The organism is Herbiconiux sp. 11R-BC (assembly GCF_049472555.1).
In the GTDB taxonomy this organism is placed as follows: domain Bacteria; phylum Actinomycetota; class Actinomycetes; order Actinomycetales; family Microbacteriaceae; genus Herbiconiux.
Window position 1 is genome coordinate 278,547 of sequence record NZ_JBCEBO010000001.1, and the last position, 18,304, is coordinate 296,850.

Consider the following 18,304-nt stretch of genomic DNA (forward strand, 5'->3'; position numbering starts at 1 on the left):
CGGCCCCGCCACCGAGCCGCACCCCGAGTAAGTAGGCTTCTGGCTATGCGATTCCCGACCGACGCCGCTACGCGATCGCTCGCCGTGCTCATCCTGTTCACGGCGTTCTCCGGCGACTTCTGGCCGAACCTGCTCGGCCCCGGCGGCCGGTTCGGCGTGCTCGCCGCCCTCACCATCGCCACGGCCGGCCTGATGACCGTGCGCAGGCTCTGGTCGAAGCTCGTGATCTGGCGACTGCCCCGCACGCTCCTGCTCCTCGGCGTGGTCGGCGTGCTCTCGGTCGCCTGGTCGGGCCAGGCCGCGACGGCCGCCGTCGTCGGACTCGGGCTCGCCGCCGCCTCGCTCGGGGCCCTCTTCCTCACCACTGCGCTCGGCTGGCCCCAGCTGCTCGCGGCGCTCTCGACGGCGCTCTGCTGGGTGCTCGGCCTCTCGGTGGTGTTCGAGTTCGTGGCGGCGGTCTTCGTGCGCCAGCCCGTGCATCCGTTCTGGGGGCAGGCGGGCGTGTGGTCGAACGCCGACCTCTTCCGGGGCGGCCCGGTGCTCGGCATCGCGGGCGACCCCGCGGTGCTGGCCTTCGCGGCCGTGCTCGCCGCGGCATCCGTCGCTCTGCAGCTCGCGCAGGGACTCCGCCGCCGCAACCCCGCCGTCGCCTGGCTCGTGATCGCCGCGCTGGTGCTCGGGCTGACCCGTTCGGTGACGGCGATCGCCGCGCTCGTGGCGATGGCGGCCTTGCTGGGATTGCTGCTCCTCGCCCGCCGGCTCGGCCCGGGCCGGCGCATGGCGCTGCTCGTGGCGATCGCCGCGGTGGCGGTGGCCGTCGGCGTGCTGCTCGCCACGTTCCGCACCGACGTCCTCGCCTTCGTGGCCTCCGTCGGCGCCGGCACCGCATCGCCCGCGGCCTTCGACCTCTGGGTCTCCGTGGGAGAGCACCTCGGCATCGTGGGCGTCGTGCTGCTCGTCGCGGTGGTGGTGAGCACCTGGCACCGCAGCTGGTGGTTCGCGGTCGACAAGCCGCTCGACACCCTCGGCCTGCCGATCGCCTCGCCGCCGCTCACCCTCGCGCCCGCACTGCTCGTCGCCGCCGTTCTCGTGCAGAGCTTCGCACAGAGCCCGGCGCTCGTCGGCGCCTCCTGGCTGCTGCTGGTGCTGGTGAGCATCTCGACCAAGCTCCAGCAGAACGAGGTCTCGCTCGATCTCGGCAACGGCGACGCCCCGGCGAACGCGCTGCCCTCGCGCTCGGCGCGGACGATCCGGGTGGGCGCCTCCGTCTCGTGACGCTCGACATCATGATGCCGTTCTACGGGCGGCCCGATCACTTCCGCGAAGCCGTCGAGAGCGTCCTCGCGCAGAGCGACCCCGACTGGCGTCTCATCGTGATCGACGACGTGTACCCCGACCCCGAGCCCGGGCGCTGGGTGGCCGGGCTCGGCGACCCGCGCATCCTGTACCGCAGGAACGCGGTGAACCTCGGGGTGGGCGGCAACTTCCGCGAGTGCGTGCGGCTCGTCGAGAACGAGCGGGCCGTGCTCATGGGCTGCGACGACCGGATGCTCCCGGGCTACGTGGAGCGGGTCGGCGAACTGGCGCTCGCGCATCCGGAGTCGGCGATCATCCAGCCCGGCGTCGAGGTGATCGACGCCGAGGGCGCCGTGCACTGGCCGCTGGCCGACCGGGTGAAGGACCTGCTGCGCCCGCGCGGGCACGGCACGCGGGTGCTCTCGGGCCAGGAGCTCGCGGCGAGCCTGCTGCGCGGCAACTGGGCCTATTTCCCCTCGGTGGCGTGGCGGGCCGTCGAGCTGCGGCGCTTCGGCTTCCGCCCGGGTTTCGAGGTGGTGCAGGACCTCGCGCTGATGATCGACATCGTCGAGGCGGGCGGCTCGATGGCGCTCGACGACACGGTGTGCTTCGCCTACCGCCGGCACGCCACGAGCGTGTCGGCCGTCACGGGCCCCGACGGCGCGAAGTTCGCCGAGGAGCGTGCCCTCTTCGCCGAGGTCGACCAGCGGATGCGCGCCCTCGGCTGGCCGCGCGCCGCCCGGGCCGCCCGCCACCACCTCACCTCCCGCCTCAACGCCCTGAGCGAGCTCCCCGCCGCGCTCCGCGCCGGCGACCCCGCCGGCCGCCGGGCCCTCCTCACCCACGTCTTCGGCCGCTGACCCCGGCCCTTCCGCCCTCGGCCCCGCCCTCCGCTTCTGCCCTCTGCCCTCTGCCCTCTGCCCTCCCAAAAACAAGGACTTCCGGGCCGACACGCCGCCGAACTCACAACGGCACCCGGGGTGTCGCCCCAGAACTCCTTGTTTTTGTGAGGGGTGGGGGCGGGCAGACGGGTGTGGGTGGGTGGGAGGGAGGGAGTCAGCGGCGGGCGGCGCGGGCGCGGGAGGCGCGGCGCACGGCCTCGGCGATCAGGCGCAGGAACATCCGGCGGGCGCGGAGGATGGTGCCGAGCGAGCGGATGCCGAGCGGCGTCTGGTTCGACTCGTGCAGGCGGCGCTCCACCACGTCGAGCTCGAGGTGCCGGATGCTGCGCCGCACGTTTCCGGTGATGGCGATCCAGACGTCATGCGACTCGGTGACGTACGACGGGATCGGCAGGATGCCGCCCGCGATCGCCTCACGCCGGAATCCCATCGCGCAGCCGAAGTAGGGCCGGTAGCCGATGAGGATCGCGAAGAGGTTGAGCAGCGGGCGCTGCGACGTCGACGAGCGCAGCGGCGGGTACCAGAGCCGTGCCCCGTCGCGTCCGAGGATGGAGTGGTTCCCCGCCACCACGAGCGCGCGAGCGAGCCCCGCGATCATGGCCTCGTGCCGCCCCGGGGTCCAGACGTCGTCTTGATCGGAGAGGAACACGAACCGCCCCCGCGATCGCCGGATGGCGGCCTCGAAGGCCCGCACGTAGCCGACGTTGTGGTCGGTGCGCGTGAGGAACACCCGTGACTCGCCCAACCGCGCCACGGTCTGGATGATCACCGCCACGGTGTCGTCGGGCGAGCAGTCGTCGACGATCACCAGCTCGTCGTCGGGGCCCAGCTGCGCCACGATCGACTCGATCTGCTCGGCCACGAACTCGGCCCCGCGGTAGGTGGCCATGCAGACGCTGGCCCGGATGCGCTCGCTCACGCCGTCGCCCCCTCCCCCTCGCCGCCGCCGGGCGGTACGGAGGGACCGCCGGGCACGCCGCCGGCCGAGGCACGCCGCAGCGCCCGGAAGTGGATGGCGAGCCCTGCCACGGGCCCGATCAGCAGGGCGAGCACGGCCCGCAGCTCGATGTCGACCGGCAGCAGCAGGATGAGGACGGCGAGCACCGTCGACGCGATCCAGCCTCCCGAGTAGGCGTTGTGACGGTCGAGAGCGAGGCACAGCGCGCCGGTGATGGTGAGGAGCGCCAGCATCCCGGCTGCGATCACCAGGCCGCCGACCGTCCACGGGCTGATCACGTAGTCGGGCCCGTAGTAGAGCACGAGCAGCCACGGCCCGAGCAGGGCGCCCAGCACCGCGCCCACGACGGCGATCAGCACGATCAGGCGCGCCACCGGAACGAGGGCGCGCAGCCCCGCGCCGCGGTTGTTGAGGAAGTGGGCGATCGCCACACCCTGGTAGGCGTTCAGCGGAATGAGCAGCGGTGCCCGGGTGAAGGTGACGGCCACGAGCAGCGGCGCTGCCGCCGTGTAGGCCGCCTCCGAGGAGGTGAGCGACAGGATGACGGGGAAGCCCACCACGAGGATCGCGCTGGAGCCCGACGCCAGACAGGCGTGCCCGATGCGCCGCAGGAACGGCCCGAGCCCGACGTCGGCCCGGGCGACGGCGGCCGAGCGCAGCGTGGGCGAGAACAGGAGGCCGATCAGCCACGCGACACAGGCCACGCTCGCCGCGACGGCGAAGCCCGCGATGGTGGCCGCCACGATCGCCGCCACGACGATCAGCGTGATGCGCAGCAGCGAGTCCCCGATCACCAACCGCACGTAGGTGGGCCACTGCAGCCGGCCGCCGAGGATGCCGACGATCGTCGCGTGCCCCGAGTAGAGCGCCACCGAGCAGCTCAGCGCCACCGCGAGCCAGCCGTAGCCCTCGGCATTGTGCAGCACGAGCGGCGCCCACCAGAAACTCGACGCCCACAGCAGCACCCCGAGGGTGACCCCCACGCCGAGACCGACCGGCAGCATCCGCGGCGCCCGCGCCGCCGCATCCGTGCCGCTGTCGCGGGCCCGGGCCTCGCGGGCCCGGTCGCTGTTGTGCACCGCGCGGGTGCTCTCGGCCGAGAGCCCGCCGAGGATGCCGTACCAGACGAACAAGAACGACCAGAAGGCGATGAAGATCGTCGCCGCCGCGCTGTCGAGCACCTTCGGAACGATGAGCAGCACCGCGAAGCCGACCCCCGCCGACACCAGTGACGCTGCGCCCACGCCGATGAACGAGCGCCGGCCGATCGTGGGCGAGGTCATAGAGTGCAAGCATAGTGTTCGCTCCCGAGGAGGGTCCGAGGGCGGAGAGGGGCGTGCCCGTGGCAGCCGAGATGGCCGGCGCAGCCGAGGTGGTGGCCGTGGTGACGGCGTTCCGGCCGGGCGAGCGGATGCTCGACCTCGTGCGGAGCCTCCTCCCTCAGGTGGCCCGGGTGATCGTGGTCGACGACGGCAGCAGCGCCGGCGGCAGCCCCGACGACGCCTCGGATGCGGTACTCGCCGCAGCGGGCGCGGCCGGCGCCGCGGTGGTGCACCACCCGACGAACCGCGGCATCGCGGCGGCGCTCAACACGGGCGTCCTCGCTGCAGGCTCCACAGCCTCCGTCATCACCTTCGACCAGGACTCACGGATCACCCCCGACTTCGTCGCCGCCCTCGTCACCACCGCCCGCGAGGCGGCCGCGGCGGGCCTGCGCGTCGGCCTCGTCGCCCCCGCTGCGGTCGAGGGGCTCCCCTCCCCCGCCACCGGCCAGAGCCACGGCTTCGCGCTCGCCGAGGCGCCCATCCAGTCCGGCCTGCTCATCCCGCGCTCGACGATCGACGCGGTGGGCCGCTTCGCCGAACCGCTCTTCATCGACTGCGTCGACACCGATTTCGCACTCCGCACCCGAGAGGCGGGTCTCGTGGTGCTGCTCGCTCCGGGAACACGGCTCGGCCACAGCCTGGGCCGGCGGCACACGCCGACGCTGTTCGGGCATCCGCTCGTCGTCGGCGGGCAGCCGTTCTCGCTCGTCCACAGCGCGACCTTCCGCTACTACTACCTGGTGCGCAACCGCATCCTGATGAACCGGATGCACGGCCGCGGCCGGCTGCGCTGGGCCGTTCGCGAGACCGTCGCCGACCTCCGCCATTGCACCATCGCCGTCGCGCTGGTTCCCGGGCGGGCGGCACGGGCGCGGGCGGTTCTCGCCGGATTCCGCGACGGCTGGGCGGGCCGCACCGGGCGCATCCCGGCCGCCCTCGAGCAGCGCCTCCGGGAGCGCCCCTGACAGGTGCTCCCCCGCATCCGGCGACGGGCCGCACCGCCCGCCGAACTCCCGGGTTCCCGGAGCCTCGATGGTTATGATGGGGGTCATGCCGACCGCCCTCGAACGCACGCTGATCGTCATGCCCGCGTTCAACGAAGAGGAAGCCGTCGGCGACGTCGTGCGCGAGGTCTACGAGAAGGCCCCTGGCGTCTCGGTGCTCGTGGTCGACGACGGGTCGACGGATGCGACGGCACGCGTCGCCGGGGCCGCCGGAGCCCGGGTTCTGCGGCTGCCGATCAACCTCGGTGTCGGCGGCGCCATGCGCGCGGGCTTCAAGTACGCCCTCTCGAAGGGCTTCGCCAACGTCGTGCAGGTCGACTCCGACGGGCAGCACGACCCCGTGGGCATCGAGCAGCTCGTGAACGAGCTCGACCGCTTCGACCTCGTTCTCGGCGCCCGTTTCGCCGGAGTGGGCGACTACGCCGTGCGCGGGCCCCGGCAGTGGGCGATGCGCGTGCTCTCGTCCATCCTCAGCGGGCTCACGAAGACGAAGCTCACCGACACCACCTCGGGCTTCCGCGCCAGCGGGCCGCGCGCAGTCGCGCTGTTCGCGCAGCACTACCCGTCCGAATACCTCGGCGACACCGTGGAGTCGCTCGTCATCGCCTCCCGCGCCAAGCTCACCGTCGCCCAGGTGCCGGTGGCCATGCGCCCGCGGGCCGGTGGAGTGCCCTCGCACAACCCCTACAAGGCCGCGGTCTACCTCGGTCGCGCCGGCATGGCCCTCTTCGTGGCCCTCATCCGCCCGCCGGTCACCGTCAGCCCTCCCGCGGAAGCCGCCGTCATCGCATGACCCTCGCCAGCTACATCCTCGGCATCGTCGCCGCCCTCATCGTCCTCGCGGTCGTCATCGAATCCCTGCGCCGCCACCACCTGCGCGAGCGGCACGCCATCTGGTGGCTGCTCGCCGGCGTCGTCGCGCTCGTGGTGGGCGTCTTCCCCGACCTCCTCGGAGCCGCCGCCTCGCTCGTGGGCGTCACGGTGCCCACCAACCTCGTCTTCTTCCTCAGCATCGCCGTGCTGTTCCTCGTGTCCATCCAGCACTCGGGCGAACTCACCGAGCTCGAGAGCGAGACCCGCACCCTCGCTGAATCCGTGGCCCTGCAAGACCTCCGCATCACCGAACTCGAGAAGGCGCTCGCCGAGGCCCTCGAGTCCCGAAGGAATCAATGACGTTCGAACCATCCGCCGTGGCGCCCCTTCCCACCGCACCGACGACGCCGCGGCGGTCGGTCGTCACCCTCTTCCTGCTGCCCTGGCTGCTGCTGTCGATCCTCGGCGCGCTCTGGGCTCTGGCGACTCCCATCGGCGGTTCGCCGGATGAGCCGGCGCACGTCGTGAAGGCCGCCTCAGTCGTGCGCGGCGAGCTGCTGCCGGCCACGATGATCGCCGAGGGCGGGGTGCTGCACGCGCCGGCCGTCTTCGCCGACGAGTTCGAGCAGGGCTGCTTCGCGTTCTACCCCGACGTCCCGGCTTCCTGCGCCCCGGCGTTCACCGGCGACCCCTCGGCGATCGTCGAGACGCACTCCGCGGCGAGCCTCTACAACCCGGTCTACTACTGGCTCGTGGGCTGGCCCTCGCTCGCCATGCCCGACGTGAACGGGATCTTCGCGATGCGCATCGTGAGCGCCGTGCTCACCTCGTTCTTCCTCGCCGCCTGCTTCTGGATGATCGGCTCCTGGCGCACCCGCCGCGTGCCGAGCCTCGGCGTGCTCGTGGCCATCACGCCGATGGCGCTCTACCTGATGGGCACGGTGAACCCCAACGCCCTCGAGTTCACCGGCGGGCTGGCGATGTTCGCCGGGATGCTGAGCATCGTGCTCGAGCCCAACCCGAGGCTGCTCGGCTCGAGACTCGCGATCGTGGTGGTGGCGGCCGCGCTGGTGTCGAACACGCGCGGCATCTCGCCGCTCTGGGTGGCCGTGCTGCTCGTGCTGCCGCTCATCCTGCTCACGCTCCGCGAGCTCGGAGCGCTGTTCAAGCGGCCCTCGGTGATCATCAGCGTGCTGCTCATCGTCATCACGGCGGTGTTCTCCATCTGGTGGACGCTCAAGAGCAACTCCCTCGGCACCGGGCCGAGCACCGCGCCCGAGACCACCCCCACCTCGCACGGTGTGGGGCTCAGCCCGATCGAGGGCTTCTTCGGCCTGCTCGGCGACTTCTACCTGCAGCTTCGGCAGATGATCGGCATCCTGGGCTGGCTCGACACCACCCTGCACCCGGTGGTCTATCTGGCCTGGTACGCCTTCATGCTCGCCCTGGTGGCCGGCGTGGTGATCTTCGTGCGCGGGCGCAAGCTCGTGTTCCTGATCGCCCTCGCCGCCGCCTTCTTCCTGCTGCCCCCGCTCATCCAGGCCTTCTACGTGACGAAGGGCGGGTTCATCTGGCAGGGGCGCTACACGCTCATCCTGCTGATGCCGCTGCTGCTGGGCATGGCGGCCTGCATCGCGGCCTCGCCCCGCTTCCTCCGATGGGTCGCCGGCGTGCGCGCGCACCGCGCCTTCGTGCTGCTCACCGTGCTCGGCATCGGCACGGGCGCGGCCTGGGCGGTGGGCATCGCCTACGGCTTCATCACCACCATGCACCGCTTCACCTCCGGCTACGCGAGCGTCTGGGGCGCGATGCTCGAGCCGGGCGCCTGGGCGCCCCCGCTCGGCACCGTTCTCACGATCGTGCTCTTCGCCCTCGCGGCGGCCGCCTTCGCGGCGAACATCGTGATCGCCGGGCGCGACCGATCCGAGCGCCGAGATCTGTCCGATCGAAAGGAACAACCGACATGGTGAACCAAGCAGCGGTCCAGGCCTACGAGGACCTCGTGCTGAGCCTGCGCGAGGAGGACGGCGTGGCCGTCACCCCCGACGGCCTCCTGGTGCACGGCAAACTCTTCGTCTTCCTCGAGGGCGAGGACCTCGTGGTGGAGCTGCCGGAGGTGCGGTCGACCGACCTGCGCACGCGTGGCATCGCCTCCGCGTTCCGCGCGGCGGGGCACCCCTCACGCGAGTGGGTGCGCGTCGCCGACCGCCAGCTCTGGCCGGAGCTCGCCCGCGAGTCGCACGAGTTCGTGGGCGAGCCGCCCGTGGGCGGCCAGTCCTAGGAGTCGCCGCCGGACAGGGGCCGTCGGCTCAGGAGTTCTCGCTCGGCTGGAGCGCCGCGGCATCCGCGGCCTCACCGGGCGCCGCACCCCCTGCTGCCATCGCTGCAGCCGCATCGGCCTCCAGCCGCGCGTTCTGCATCGCCGTGTAGCCATCTGCCCGGTGCGGCGCGAACACCCAGTAGCGGTAGAGCAGGAAGCGGAACGCGGTCGCCAGCACGAGGCCTATGACGTTGCCCGAGATGTTGTCGGCCACGAGATTGTTCAAGCCGAGCATGAAGTGCGACACCCAGAGGCACGCCAGCGAGATGCCGAGGCCGAGCACAGCGATCACGCTGAATTCGAACAGCTCCAGTATGAAGTTCTTGCGCCGGTGCTCGCGGAAGGTCCAGTAGCGGTTGCCGAACCAGGTCGCGATCGTCGAGAGGGTGACCGAGACGACCTTGGCCCCGATCGGACCGGCGTACCAGGCGTCGTCTCCGAAGGCACCGAGACGCAGCATGTTGAACACACCGACGTCGATGGCATATCCGGCCAATCCGACCACCCCGAACTTCACGGCGTAGCGCACGAGGCGCTCCCACAGGTAGTCCCAGATCTTCTTCACGCGGCGGGCCATTCCTCTTCAACAGGTGTCGGCAGCGTGCCGACCCCTCAAAATGATAACCGGCCATGTATCCTTACCTTTGCTCTACCGCTGTCGACACGGCACAATCAGGCTGATCATCCCCTACCAATAACGAGGTCACACGCTTGCCCACGAACTTTGACAGAGACGTAGTCGTCATCGGCGGAGGGGGGCACGTCGGCCTTCCCTTGGCGATTGCCCTCGCAGACCGCGGTTCGAAAGTCGTCGTCTACGACGTCAGCGAACGCGCCGTCGAGGGGATCAACGCGGGGCGAATGCCGTTCAGCGAGCCAGGAGCGGAGCCCGTGCTGAAGAAGGTGCTGGCCGACGGCATGTTCACGGCCTCGACGGACGCAAGCGTGGTCGCCACCGCGGAGAATGTCATCGTCGTCATCGGCACGCCCGTCGACGAGCACCTGAACCCCGACCCGAACGCCATCCCCAAGGCCCTCGAGACCTGCATGCCGTTCTTCAGCGACGAGCAGCTTCTCATCCTGCGCAGCACCGTCTACCCGGGCGTCACTGCCCTGGTCGAGCGCCGCCTCCGCGAGGCCGGTCTCTCCACCGAGGTGGCCTTCTGCCCCGAGCGCATCGCCGAGCACAAGGCCATGGAGGAACTCTTCACGCTCCCCCAGATCGTCTCGAGCCGCACCGAGTCGGGCCGCGCCCGCGCATCCAAGCTCTTCCTCACGCTCACCGAGCAGATCGTCGACCTCGAACCCGAGGAGGCGGAGCTCGCGAAGCTGTTCACCAACACTTGGCGCTACATCAAGTTCGCCGCGGCCAACCAGTTCTACATGATGGCGAACGACCGCGGACTCGACTTCGAGAAGATCCGCAAGGGCCTCACCCACGACTACCCGCGAGCCAAGGACCTGCCCGGCCCCGGCTTCGCCGCCGGGCCGTGCCTGTTCAAGGACACCATGCAGCTCGCGGCGTTCAGCGACAACAAGTTCTCGCTCGGCCACTCGGCGATGCTCGTGAACGAGGGGCTGCCGCTCTACATCGTCACCCAGCTCGAGAAGCGCTTCGACCTCGAGAACCTCACCGTGGGCATCCTGGGCATGTCGTTCAAGGCCGGGTCGGACGACATCCGCTCGAGCCTGTCCTACAAGCTGCGTCGTGTGCTGAAGTTCCGCGCGAAGGCCGTGCTGGGTACCGACCCGTACGTGTCCGAGGAGACCGACGACACGCTGCTGCCGCTGGATGCAGTGCTCGAGAAGGCCGACATCCTCATCGTGGCGACGCCGCACAAGGAGTACCGGGGCCTGCAGACCTCGAAGCCCGTCGCCGACGTGTGGAACATCCTCGGCCAGGGAGTCGTGATTTGACCGACGGGCTGCGCGCCTCGATCGTCATCCCCGCCTACAACGAGGGCGAGGACATCGTTCCCGGCCTCGACCGGATCTTCGAGGCGGTCCACCTCGAATCCGAGGTGCTCGTCGTGGTCGACACACCCACCGACACCACCGTTCCCGTGGTCGAGCGCTACGCCGAGAGCCAGCCGCGGCTCAAGATCCTCATCAACGACTACGGTCGCGGTCCCGCGTACGCCATCCGGTACGGCATCGACCACGCCACGAGCGAGACGGTCGTGGTGACGATGGCCGACGGATGCGACGACCCGCGCCAGATCGACGACCTCGTGCGCCTGGTCGAGCGCGGTGTCGTGGTGGCCGCCGCCTCGCGCTACATGCCGGGCGGCCAGCAGGTCGGCGGTCCGCGCTTCAAGAGCTTCCTTTCGCGCACGGCCGGCATCACCCTCAACCTCTTCACGAACGCCGGCACCCGCGACGCCACGAACTCGTTCAAGGCCTACAACGCCGAGTTCGTGCGGCAGGTGGGCATCAACTCCCAGGACGGCTTCGAGATCGGTCTCGAGCTCACCGCGAAGGCGCGGCGCCTGCGCCAGCCCGTGGCCGAGATCCCCACCATCTGGCTCGATCGCGCCTTCGGGCAGTCGAACTTCAAGCTCGCGAAGTGGTTGCCGAAGTACTTCCGCTGGTACCGTTTCGCCTTCGGCAAGCAGCTCACCGTCGAGGAGCTCCGTGCTCTCGCCGACAAGAACACCACCCCGTAACCCGCCCTCAGCCCCCTACACCGCACTCAGAAGGAAACAGATCGCATGAAGAAGGTCCTCGTCACCGGCTCGGCCGGATTCATCGGCGGCTACATCGTCGAAGAGCTCCTCGAGAAGGGCTACCAGGTCGTCGGAGTCGACAACTACTCCAAGTACGGCCCCGTCAAGAAGTCCTACGACGACAACCCGAACTACGAACTCGTGATCGGCGACGTGCAGGACGTCGAGCTGATGACGCGCCTGCTCGAGGACTGCGACCACTTCATCGCGGGTGCGGCCCTCATCGGCGGCATCTCCTACTTCCACACCTACGCCTACGACCTGCTGGCGCAGAACGAGCGCATCATCGCCTCGAGCGTGGATGCGGCCATCGCCGCCCACAAGAAGGGCCGCCTCGAGAAGGTGACCTACATGTCGAGCTCGATGGTCTTCGAGTCGACCGACCGCTGGCCCTCCAAGGAAGGCGACGAGCGCGAGGTTCCGCCGCCGCTGTCCTCCTACGGCTTCCAGAAGCTCGCGGTGGAGTACTTCGCCCGTGCCGCCTGGGACCAGTACAAGCTGCCCTACACGATCCTGCGCCCCTTCAACTGCGTGGGCATCGGCGAGAGCCGCGCCCTCGGCGACGTCGAGATCGACTCGGGAAACGTGAAGCTCGCCATGAGCCACGTGGTTCCCGACCTCGTGCAGAAGGTGCTCAAGGGCCAGGACCCGCTGCACATCCTCGGCTCGGGTGAGCAGGTGCGCCACTACACCTACGGCGGCGACCTCGCCCGCGGCATCGTGCTCTCGCTCGACCACCCGGCGGCGCTGAACAACGACTTCAACGTCTCGACTGCCGAGGGCCACTCGGTGCTCGAACTCGCCGAGACCATCTGGCGCAAGATCAAGGGCCCGGATGTGCCGTTCAACTACACGAGCGACCCCGGTTTCGAGTACGACGTGGCGAAGCGCGTTCCCGACGTCTCGAAGGCCAAGGAGCTGCTCGGCTTCGAGGCCACCACGACCCTCGACGACATGCTCGACGAGGTCATCCCGTGGATCAAGAACGCCGTTGCCGACGGCACCATCTAGCCCCTCCCGTCTCCGGCGGGTACTGACCCCGCGCACAGCGCACTACGCGACGCTCGTCGTCGCCCTGGTGTGGATCCTCTTCTGTGCGCGGGGTCAGTGGTTCTTCTACGACGAATGGGACTTCCTCAAACTCTCGTCGACGGACTTCCTCACCCCCCATCTCGGACACTGGAGCACAGCGCCGATGCTGCTCACCGCGGCGCTTCGGCAGACCATCGGCCTCGGAAGCTACTGGCCCTACCTGGTTCCGGCCATCCTCATCCATCTCGGCATCGCGCACCTCTTGTGGCGCATCATGTTGCGCGCGCGGGTGACGCCGTGGATCGCCACAGCCCTCGGCGCGGTCGTCGCCCTGTACGGCGCGGGCGCCGAGAACGTTCTCTGGGCCTTCCAGGTGGGCTTCCTCGGCGCGGTGCTGATCGGGCTGATCGCCGTTCTGCTCGCCGACGGCCTGAGCCGGGAGAACTACCGTCGGAGGGCGCCTGGCATCATCCTGCTCACCGCGGTGTCCCTCACCTTCTCGGGCACCGCTCTGCCGATGCTCGCGGCCGTGGGCCTCGTGGTCTGGCGACGTGTGCGGTTCTGGCGCGCGGTGCTGATCCTCGCGCCATCGGCGGCGGTGTACGCGGTCTGGTACGCGTACGTGAAGCTGCATCCGGTGTACTTCATGCCGCCCGGCATGCGCATCGACTCCGCCGACAAGGTGCTCATCGATGTTCCGGCCTTCGCGGTGCGGATGCTCGTGGGGGGCTTCCAGGGTCTGAGTCCCGTCCCATTCCTCGGCTGGATGATCTTCGCCGCACTCATCCTCTATGCGGCGTTCACGGCGCGTCGCCTGTGGAGCGCGATGCCCATGATCGTCGGGCTCTCGGCCGCGGCGGTGCTGTTCGCGATCGTGACAGCGGCGTCGCGCATCGATTTCAGCGCCGACACCTCGACCTCCGGGCGGTACATCTACCTCACGACCGTGCTGCTCGTCCCGCTTGGTGGTGCGGCGTTCACGCGCCTGGCCTCGCTGCGGCGGGCCGCGGAGTGGGTGGTCGTGGCGAGCCTCGCCGCGCTGGCCGTCTCCGGCGCCCACGTCATGCTCGTGCAGGGCCGGCAGCAGGCGGCCACCGAGCTCGGCGCCCGGGACATCCTGAACGCCTCGATCGCGATCATGCACGACCCGGCGCTCCGTGTCTCCGACAGCGCGTACCCCGATCCCGCATCCGCTCCCAGCCTCACCGTCGGCGACCTCCGCGCGCTGGTCGACGGCGGGTACCTGCCCGCGGGGCCGTGGACGCCGGCGGCCTACGACCTCTCACTGGCCCGCCTCACAGGCCACACGGCGCCCGGAGTGCAAGGATCGGCGCCGTGAGCCGCCGCACGCGCGTCGCCGACTGGGTATTCGGTCAGCCGCTCGGCGCGCCCCGCGCCCTGCTCATGCGCCTCCTCGTCGGCGGCGGGATGCTCGTTGCCGGCCTGCTCGTGGTGCTCTACCGGCTTCCTCCCGAGCAGCAGAACGTGTTGTGGTCCGAGGACGGCAACCAGTTCCTCGAGGGCGCCTTCCGCTCCGGATACCTCGGCAACCTGTTCACCCCATACGCGGGCTACATGCACTTCGTGCCGCGCACGGCGGCGCAGATCGTGGCCGCGTTCGTGCCCACGACCCAGCTCGGGCTCGCCATGAACATCGCCGGCGCCGCCGTGTGGTCGACGACCGCGTGCGCCGCCTTCGTGTTCACGCGCGATCGTGTGCGGCTGCCGTTGCGCTTCCTGCTCTGGCTGCTCGTGCTCCTCGTCCCGATCGGCTCGATGGAGGTGGCGACGAACGTCTCGAACTCGCACTGGTTCCTCATCTTCGCCCTGTTCATGGTGCTCTCCGCGCGCAGCGGGCCGGGATCGGCACGGATCGTCTTCGGCTCCGCACTGGTCGCAGCGGCGGTGATGAGCGATCCTCTGGCGCTGGCATTCGCGCCGCTCGTGGTCGCGCGGGTGATCGCGATGCCTCGCGTGCGCGAGAACATCGTGGGCATCGCCTTCGCCGCCGCCGGTGTCGTTCAGGTACTGATGGCGCTGAGCACCGAACGCAACCGCGGCGAACCCCAGCTGCAGCCCGGCTCGCAGCTCGCGACCTATCTCGTGCGTGTGGTCTGGGGCGATCTGCTCGGGCCGAGCGACGCCACCCGGCTCTATGAATTACTCGGCCGCACGTCCGTCGTGCTGATCGCGGGGGCCGTGGTCGTCGCGTTGGCGGTCTTCATCGGTGTCCGGTGGCGGCGGGCCGGGCTCGCGGTGCTCGCCCTCGGCGCCTCGGCGGCGTTCTGGGGTGTCACGGCCGTGCTCACCTGGGTGTCGATCGGCCGCCAACCGCTGGGGGTCGAGGTCTTCCTCGGCGGTCGTTACCTCGTGGTCCCCAGCCTTCTCCTGGCGACCTCCATCGTGGCGGTGGTGAACAGCTGGCTGTCGGCGCCGAACGCACGCCGCGCCCCGAGGGTCCTCGGCGTCGTGGTCGCCCTCGCCGTGGCTGCTCTTCTGATCTCTCCCGGTGTGGTGGACTACCGAACGCCGGAGAACAAGGCCGGAGTGCCCGAGCTCACGACTTCGGTGCCCGGGTTCCGCCCCGTGTGCGAAGCCGACCCCAGCGCGACGGTCGCCGTACCGGAGGCTCCCGCCGGCTTCACATTCGCTGTCCCGTGCGCGCGCATCCTCTCAGGATGAGCGGCGCATAGCGATAGAGTCGAACGTTCCCGCCTTACGACCGATGGAGAACACCGCGATGAGTGGCCGATCCGCAGCAGACCCCCGCACCGTGAGCATCGACGAACGCGTGGGCGCGCTGGTGCTCCGCGCGCGCGATTCCGTGCTGCGCGCCACGCACCGAGTGCGCCCCGACGTGGCCACCGCCGTAGCCCTCGCAGCTCTGATGATCGGCGCCGCCGTCTTCCTCTTCGTCGAGGTGCGGCCCCAATGGTTCATTTACGACGAGTTCGACTACCTCGCGCCGCCCGTCGGCGCCAGTCTTCCGGGCTGGATCATCGCGCCGCACAACGAGCACACCATCGTGTTCACCAAGCTCTGGTTCTCGACGCTCTACAACACCATCGGTCTCCGGGGCTACTCGCTCTACGCACTGCCGATGATCCTCTGCCACCTCGCCGGCGGTCTGGCGGTGTTCAAGCTGCTGCGCCTGGTGATCCCCTCTCGCATCATCGCGCTCGCCGCCGTCGCCCCTCTCTTCTTCATGGCGGCCGGCGTAGGCACCCTCACCTGGGCCGGCCAATTCCAGTACACCGGCGCGACCGCCGCGGGCCTGTGGGTGCTCTACCTGGCCGTGTCACCGCGGACCACGCATCGGCTGTGGTGGATCGTGATCGTGCTGCTAGGTCTGTTTGGCAACTTCAGCGGCTCCGCCTACATCCCGCTGGGCGTCGCCGCTGGCCTGGCGCTGCTGAGCCTCGGGCGCTACGTTCTCGGCGTCGTCACCGTGCTCATCCCCGCGGTCTGGTTCGTGCTCGTGCGGCTGCTCTGGAAGATCCCGAGCTACAACAGCGCCCACGACCTCGGCCAGGTGCTCCGCGACGGCCCCGACTTCGTGTTCGGGCTGCTCAACAAGGCGATCAACGACTCCATCCCCATCGATGCCTCGTTCACCACGGCCATCATCGTGGTGAGCTCCCTCGGGGTGCTCGCCTTCCTCGCTCGCCGACCGACGCCCGGGGGCAGCTCACGGGCACGGCGCACTTACCTGTTCCTGCTGCTCGCGCTGACGCTCTCGCTCGTCATCACCCTCGTCGGGCGGCTCAGCCGCGATCTCGCCGACTCGACCAACGGTGGCTACAACTACTTCATCCTGATCGCAGCGATCCCCGTCTTCGTCGCCTCGATCGTGCGGTTCACCTCGGGCTCGCGCATCGCCGTCGGCACCATCGTGCTCCTGCTCGCCGGCTGGACGGCCATCGGCGCCGCCCATTTCGACACCTCTGCGCGGGATCTCGCCGCCTGGAAGACCAGCAACCCGGCGCTCCTGGACGGTGCCGCCTATCTCAGCCTGAACGGATTCCCCGTGGCCTCCGACGCCGCGCCCTCGCCCGCGCAGGCCCCCACCGTCAGCTGGAGCGAGCTCCAGGCCATGGCCGCCGGCGGAAAGCTCGATCCCGCGCCGCCGGCTACCCTGACCGCCGACGAGCTCTCCCTCACCATGCAGTGGACCTCGTCCACCACACCGGCGTCGGTACCGACGGCCTGCGAGGTCGTGGAGCCCCACAGCGCCGCCTCCGTGAGCCCCGGAGTGACGCAGCTGGTGGCCACGCCCGTGCCCGGCACGACCGCGACGGCCGGCGCCGTGCTCACCATCCAGTACCCCACGAGTGCGGCAAGCCGCGCTGTGGCCGTCGCCGAGGGCGGAACCGAGATCACGAGCGTCGTCGACCGCTCGGCCACCCTGACCACGGGCGATCAGGCCGTGCGGCTCTGCCAGTGAGCCACAACCCGGCATCCGACGTGCGGCCCGGGACCGCGGCGCGCCGGCCAGTCCTGCCACCGGTCGAACTCGCCGCCGGACTGGCGTTGCTGCTCTGGGGCCTCTACCAGTCGTTCTGGAACCTCGGCGCCGCGAACTACAACGCCGACGAGCCTATCTACCTGCAGGCCGGCTGGGCCTACGTGCACGGCGACTTCAGCCTCAACCGCGAGCATCCACCCACCGCGAAGTACCTCTTCGGCCTGGTGCAGGTGATCGGCGGCGAGGGCGCACTCTCCGGCCGTGTACTCGTGGGCGTGCTCACGGTGCTCGCCGGCGTAATCATCTACTTCTGGGTGCGTCGCGAGTTCGGCTGGATCGGGGCCCTCGCCGCCGCCGGGTTCTGGCTCGTGCTGCCGCACGGGGTGTCGAGCGGGGTGCGCATCGACCGCTTCGCGCTTCTCGAACCCGTGATGGTGTTCTTCGCCATCGCCGGCATGGCCGCGGCTTGGCGCTGGTTCCGCACCCGTTCGTGGTGGTGGCTCGCGCTCTCCGCGGTGGCGATGGCGCTCTCGGTGACCTCGAAGCTCTCCACGATCGTGCTGCTGCCGGTCGTCGTGCTGCTTCCCGTGCTCGAGAAGCGGTGGCGGGATGCGCTCCTCGGCGCGGTCGTGTTCCTCGCGATCTTCGCGGTGGTCTTCGTGCTCGTCTACCTGCCCCTCGGCATCCGCTCGGCCATCGGCTACATGATCGACTTCCAGCGGACGCACGACACCCTCGGGCACCCGGTGGTGGTCGGCGGCGACGTCTACGCGCATCCGCCGTGGTGGGCCAACCTGCTCTTCTCCGTCGACGGGATGGGCGTGGTCGCGGTGGTCGTGCTGCTCGCCGGCACCGTGGCGGCGTTCTTCGCGCGGCGGAGGCAGCTGCCCCTGTATCTCGGCGCAGCCGTGGCACTGCTGTGGATCTTCTACCTCGGCGTCTCCGCGATCGCCCTCACCCACTACTACTACGCCTGGGTGTGGCTGTTCTGCGTGCTCGCCGGCATCGGCATCGCGGTGCTCGTGGCGCACGCGCGCGACCGGGCGCGCACGACCGCCACGCGCATCCTGGCCGCCGCCCTGCTCGTTCTGGCAGCCGGATGCGGCGCCTACACCTCGGTCTCCATCGCGAACGAGCGTGCCACGGGGGTGGCACTCGTGGTGCCCGCGCTCGACGATCGCGGAGCCCCGAACGGCGGCATCCTGGTGGCCGGCATGGCGCCCTGGGAGTACTCGCCCTACTTCGCGGGACGCGAGACCACGGATGCGTCGAGCGCGACGCTCGTTGCCGTCGCCACCAAGGACTCCCCTCGGTTCCCGATCGACCCGGCGGTCACGGCGCTGCTCGACTCCCGGGCGGCCGACTTCGATGTGGTGCAGCTCGACGACGTGACACTGCACATCCTGAGGTCCGCCGAGACCGCACGCTGACATCCGCGAAGCCGCGCCCCGATCGGGTGTCTT

Annotated in this window: 17 protein-coding genes; 14 read left to right on the forward strand and 3 right to left on the reverse strand. The window is 70.0% G+C overall.

Going from position 1 to position 18,304, the window contains the following annotated elements; all coding sequences use genetic code 11:
• The first annotated feature begins 45 nt into the window (after nt 1–45).
• Together VD659_RS01260 and VD659_RS01265 are read left to right on the forward strand one after the other, a co-directional pair.
• A complete protein-coding gene (locus VD659_RS01260) occupies nt 46–1,275 on the forward strand; it encodes a hypothetical protein (RefSeq protein WP_423259306.1) in 1,230 nt (409 codons plus the stop codon).
• Nucleotides 1,272–2,156: a glycosyltransferase family 2 protein gene (locus VD659_RS01265; RefSeq protein WP_423259308.1), complete on the forward strand. Its 885-nt coding sequence runs from the start codon at nt 1,272–1,274 to the stop codon at nt 2,154–2,156. The genes VD659_RS01260 and VD659_RS01265 overlap by 4 nt, the downstream gene beginning before the upstream one ends.
• A 196-nt stretch (nt 2,157–2,352) precedes the next feature.
• Here VD659_RS01265 and VD659_RS01270 read toward each other — a convergent pair whose 3' ends face one another.
• Together VD659_RS01270 and VD659_RS01275 are read right to left on the reverse strand one after the other, a co-directional pair.
• Entirely contained in the window at nt 2,353–3,117 is a 765-nt protein-coding gene (locus VD659_RS01270; protein ID WP_423259310.1) for a glycosyltransferase, read from the reverse strand.
• Nucleotides 3,114–4,439, reverse strand: a complete 1,326-nt coding sequence (locus tag VD659_RS01275; protein ID WP_423259312.1) for a hypothetical protein — start codon at nt 4,437–4,439, stop codon at nt 3,114–3,116. Before VD659_RS01275 ends, VD659_RS01270 begins: the two co-directional genes overlap by 4 nt.
• 53 nt (nt 4,440–4,492) lie before the next feature.
• Between VD659_RS01275 and VD659_RS01280 the strand changes: the two genes are divergently transcribed.
• The 5 genes from VD659_RS01280 (at nt 4,493) to VD659_RS01300 (ending at nt 8,579) form a co-directional block, all read left to right on the forward strand.
• Nucleotides 4,493–5,446 carry a glycosyltransferase gene (locus tag VD659_RS01280; protein ID WP_423259314.1) on the forward strand — a complete coding sequence of 318 codons (954 nt, stop codon included), beginning with the start codon at nt 4,493–4,495 and terminating at the stop codon, nt 5,444–5,446.
• A gap of 85 nt (nt 5,447–5,531) precedes the next feature.
• Entirely contained in the window at nt 5,532–6,278 is a 747-nt protein-coding gene (locus VD659_RS01285) for a glycosyltransferase family 2 protein (RefSeq protein WP_137836005.1), read from the forward strand.
• Nucleotides 6,275–6,658, forward strand: coding sequence for a DUF2304 domain-containing protein (locus VD659_RS01290; RefSeq protein ID WP_137836006.1), 384 nt, complete (start codon nt 6,275–6,277; stop codon nt 6,656–6,658). Before VD659_RS01285 ends, VD659_RS01290 begins: the two co-directional genes overlap by 4 nt.
• Nucleotides 6,655–8,268, forward strand: coding sequence for a DUF2142 domain-containing protein (locus VD659_RS01295; protein WP_423259316.1), 1,614 nt, complete (start codon nt 6,655–6,657; stop codon nt 8,266–8,268). Before VD659_RS01290 ends, VD659_RS01295 begins: the two co-directional genes overlap by 4 nt.
• A complete protein-coding gene (locus VD659_RS01300; protein ID WP_423259318.1) occupies nt 8,262–8,579 on the forward strand; it encodes a hypothetical protein in 318 nt (105 codons plus the stop codon). The genes VD659_RS01295 and VD659_RS01300 overlap by 7 nt, the downstream gene beginning before the upstream one ends.
• Before the next feature lie 28 nt (nt 8,580–8,607).
• Here VD659_RS01300 and VD659_RS01305 read toward each other — a convergent pair whose 3' ends face one another.
• Nucleotides 8,608–9,183, reverse strand: coding sequence for a GtrA family protein (locus VD659_RS01305; RefSeq protein WP_423259320.1), 576 nt, complete (start codon nt 9,181–9,183; stop codon nt 8,608–8,610).
• Between the two features lie 146 nt (nt 9,184–9,329).
• Between VD659_RS01305 and VD659_RS01310 the strand changes: the two genes are divergently transcribed.
• Genes VD659_RS01310 through VD659_RS01340 form a run of 7 tightly spaced genes read left to right on the forward strand, consistent with a single transcriptional unit; the run spans nt 9,330 to nt 18,271 of the window.
• On the forward strand, nt 9,330–10,535 hold the full coding sequence (locus tag VD659_RS01310; RefSeq protein ID WP_423259322.1) for a nucleotide sugar dehydrogenase: 1,206 nt from the start codon (nt 9,330–9,332) through the stop codon (nt 10,533–10,535).
• Nucleotides 10,532–11,284, forward strand: coding sequence for a glycosyltransferase family 2 protein (locus VD659_RS01315; RefSeq protein WP_423259324.1), 753 nt, complete (start codon nt 10,532–10,534; stop codon nt 11,282–11,284). The genes VD659_RS01310 and VD659_RS01315 overlap by 4 nt, the downstream gene beginning before the upstream one ends.
• A gap of 45 nt (nt 11,285–11,329) precedes the next feature.
• Nucleotides 11,330–12,355: an NAD-dependent epimerase/dehydratase family protein gene (locus VD659_RS01320; protein ID WP_423259326.1), complete on the forward strand. Its 1,026-nt coding sequence runs from the start codon at nt 11,330–11,332 to the stop codon at nt 12,353–12,355.
• A complete protein-coding gene (locus VD659_RS01325; RefSeq protein ID WP_423259328.1) occupies nt 12,336–13,715 on the forward strand; it encodes a hypothetical protein in 1,380 nt (459 codons plus the stop codon). Before VD659_RS01320 ends, VD659_RS01325 begins: the two co-directional genes overlap by 20 nt.
• Complete coding sequence (locus VD659_RS01330) at nt 13,712–15,058, forward strand: hypothetical protein (protein WP_423259330.1); 1,347 nt, start codon at nt 13,712–13,714, stop codon at nt 15,056–15,058. The genes VD659_RS01325 and VD659_RS01330 overlap by 4 nt, the downstream gene beginning before the upstream one ends.
• A 58-nt stretch (nt 15,059–15,116) precedes the next feature.
• Nucleotides 15,117–16,820: a hypothetical protein gene (locus VD659_RS01335; RefSeq protein ID WP_423259332.1), complete on the forward strand. Its 1,704-nt coding sequence runs from the start codon at nt 15,117–15,119 to the stop codon at nt 16,818–16,820.
• Entirely contained in the window at nt 16,817–18,271 is a 1,455-nt protein-coding gene (locus VD659_RS01340) for an ArnT family glycosyltransferase (RefSeq protein WP_423259334.1), read from the forward strand. Before VD659_RS01335 ends, VD659_RS01340 begins: the two co-directional genes overlap by 4 nt.
• Nucleotides 18,272–18,304 lie beyond the last annotated feature (33 nt).

What these genes read in the sequence shown, in the direction of transcription:
- VD659_RS01260 (WP_423259306.1), top strand. Translation starts at nt 46, where the DNA reads ATGCGATTCCCGACCGACGCCGCTACGCGATCGCTCGCCGTGCTCATC.
- VD659_RS01275 (WP_423259312.1), bottom strand. Translation starts at nt 4,439, where the DNA reads ATGACCTCGCCCACGATCGGCCGGCGCTCGTTCATCGGCGTGGGCGCA.
- VD659_RS01285 (WP_137836005.1), top strand. Translation starts at nt 5,532, where the DNA reads ATGCCGACCGCCCTCGAACGCACGCTGATCGTCATGCCCGCGTTCAAC.
- VD659_RS01290 (WP_137836006.1), top strand. Translation starts at nt 6,275, where the DNA reads ATGACCCTCGCCAGCTACATCCTCGGCATCGTCGCCGCCCTCATCGTC.
- VD659_RS01295 (WP_423259316.1), top strand. Translation starts at nt 6,655, where the DNA reads ATGACGTTCGAACCATCCGCCGTGGCGCCCCTTCCCACCGCACCGACG.
- VD659_RS01300 (WP_423259318.1), top strand. Translation starts at nt 8,262, where the DNA reads ATGGTGAACCAAGCAGCGGTCCAGGCCTACGAGGACCTCGTGCTGAGC.
- VD659_RS01320 (WP_423259326.1), top strand. Translation starts at nt 11,330, where the DNA reads ATGAAGAAGGTCCTCGTCACCGGCTCGGCCGGATTCATCGGCGGCTAC.
- VD659_RS01335 (WP_423259332.1), top strand. Translation starts at nt 15,117, where the DNA reads ATGAGTGGCCGATCCGCAGCAGACCCCCGCACCGTGAGCATCGACGAA.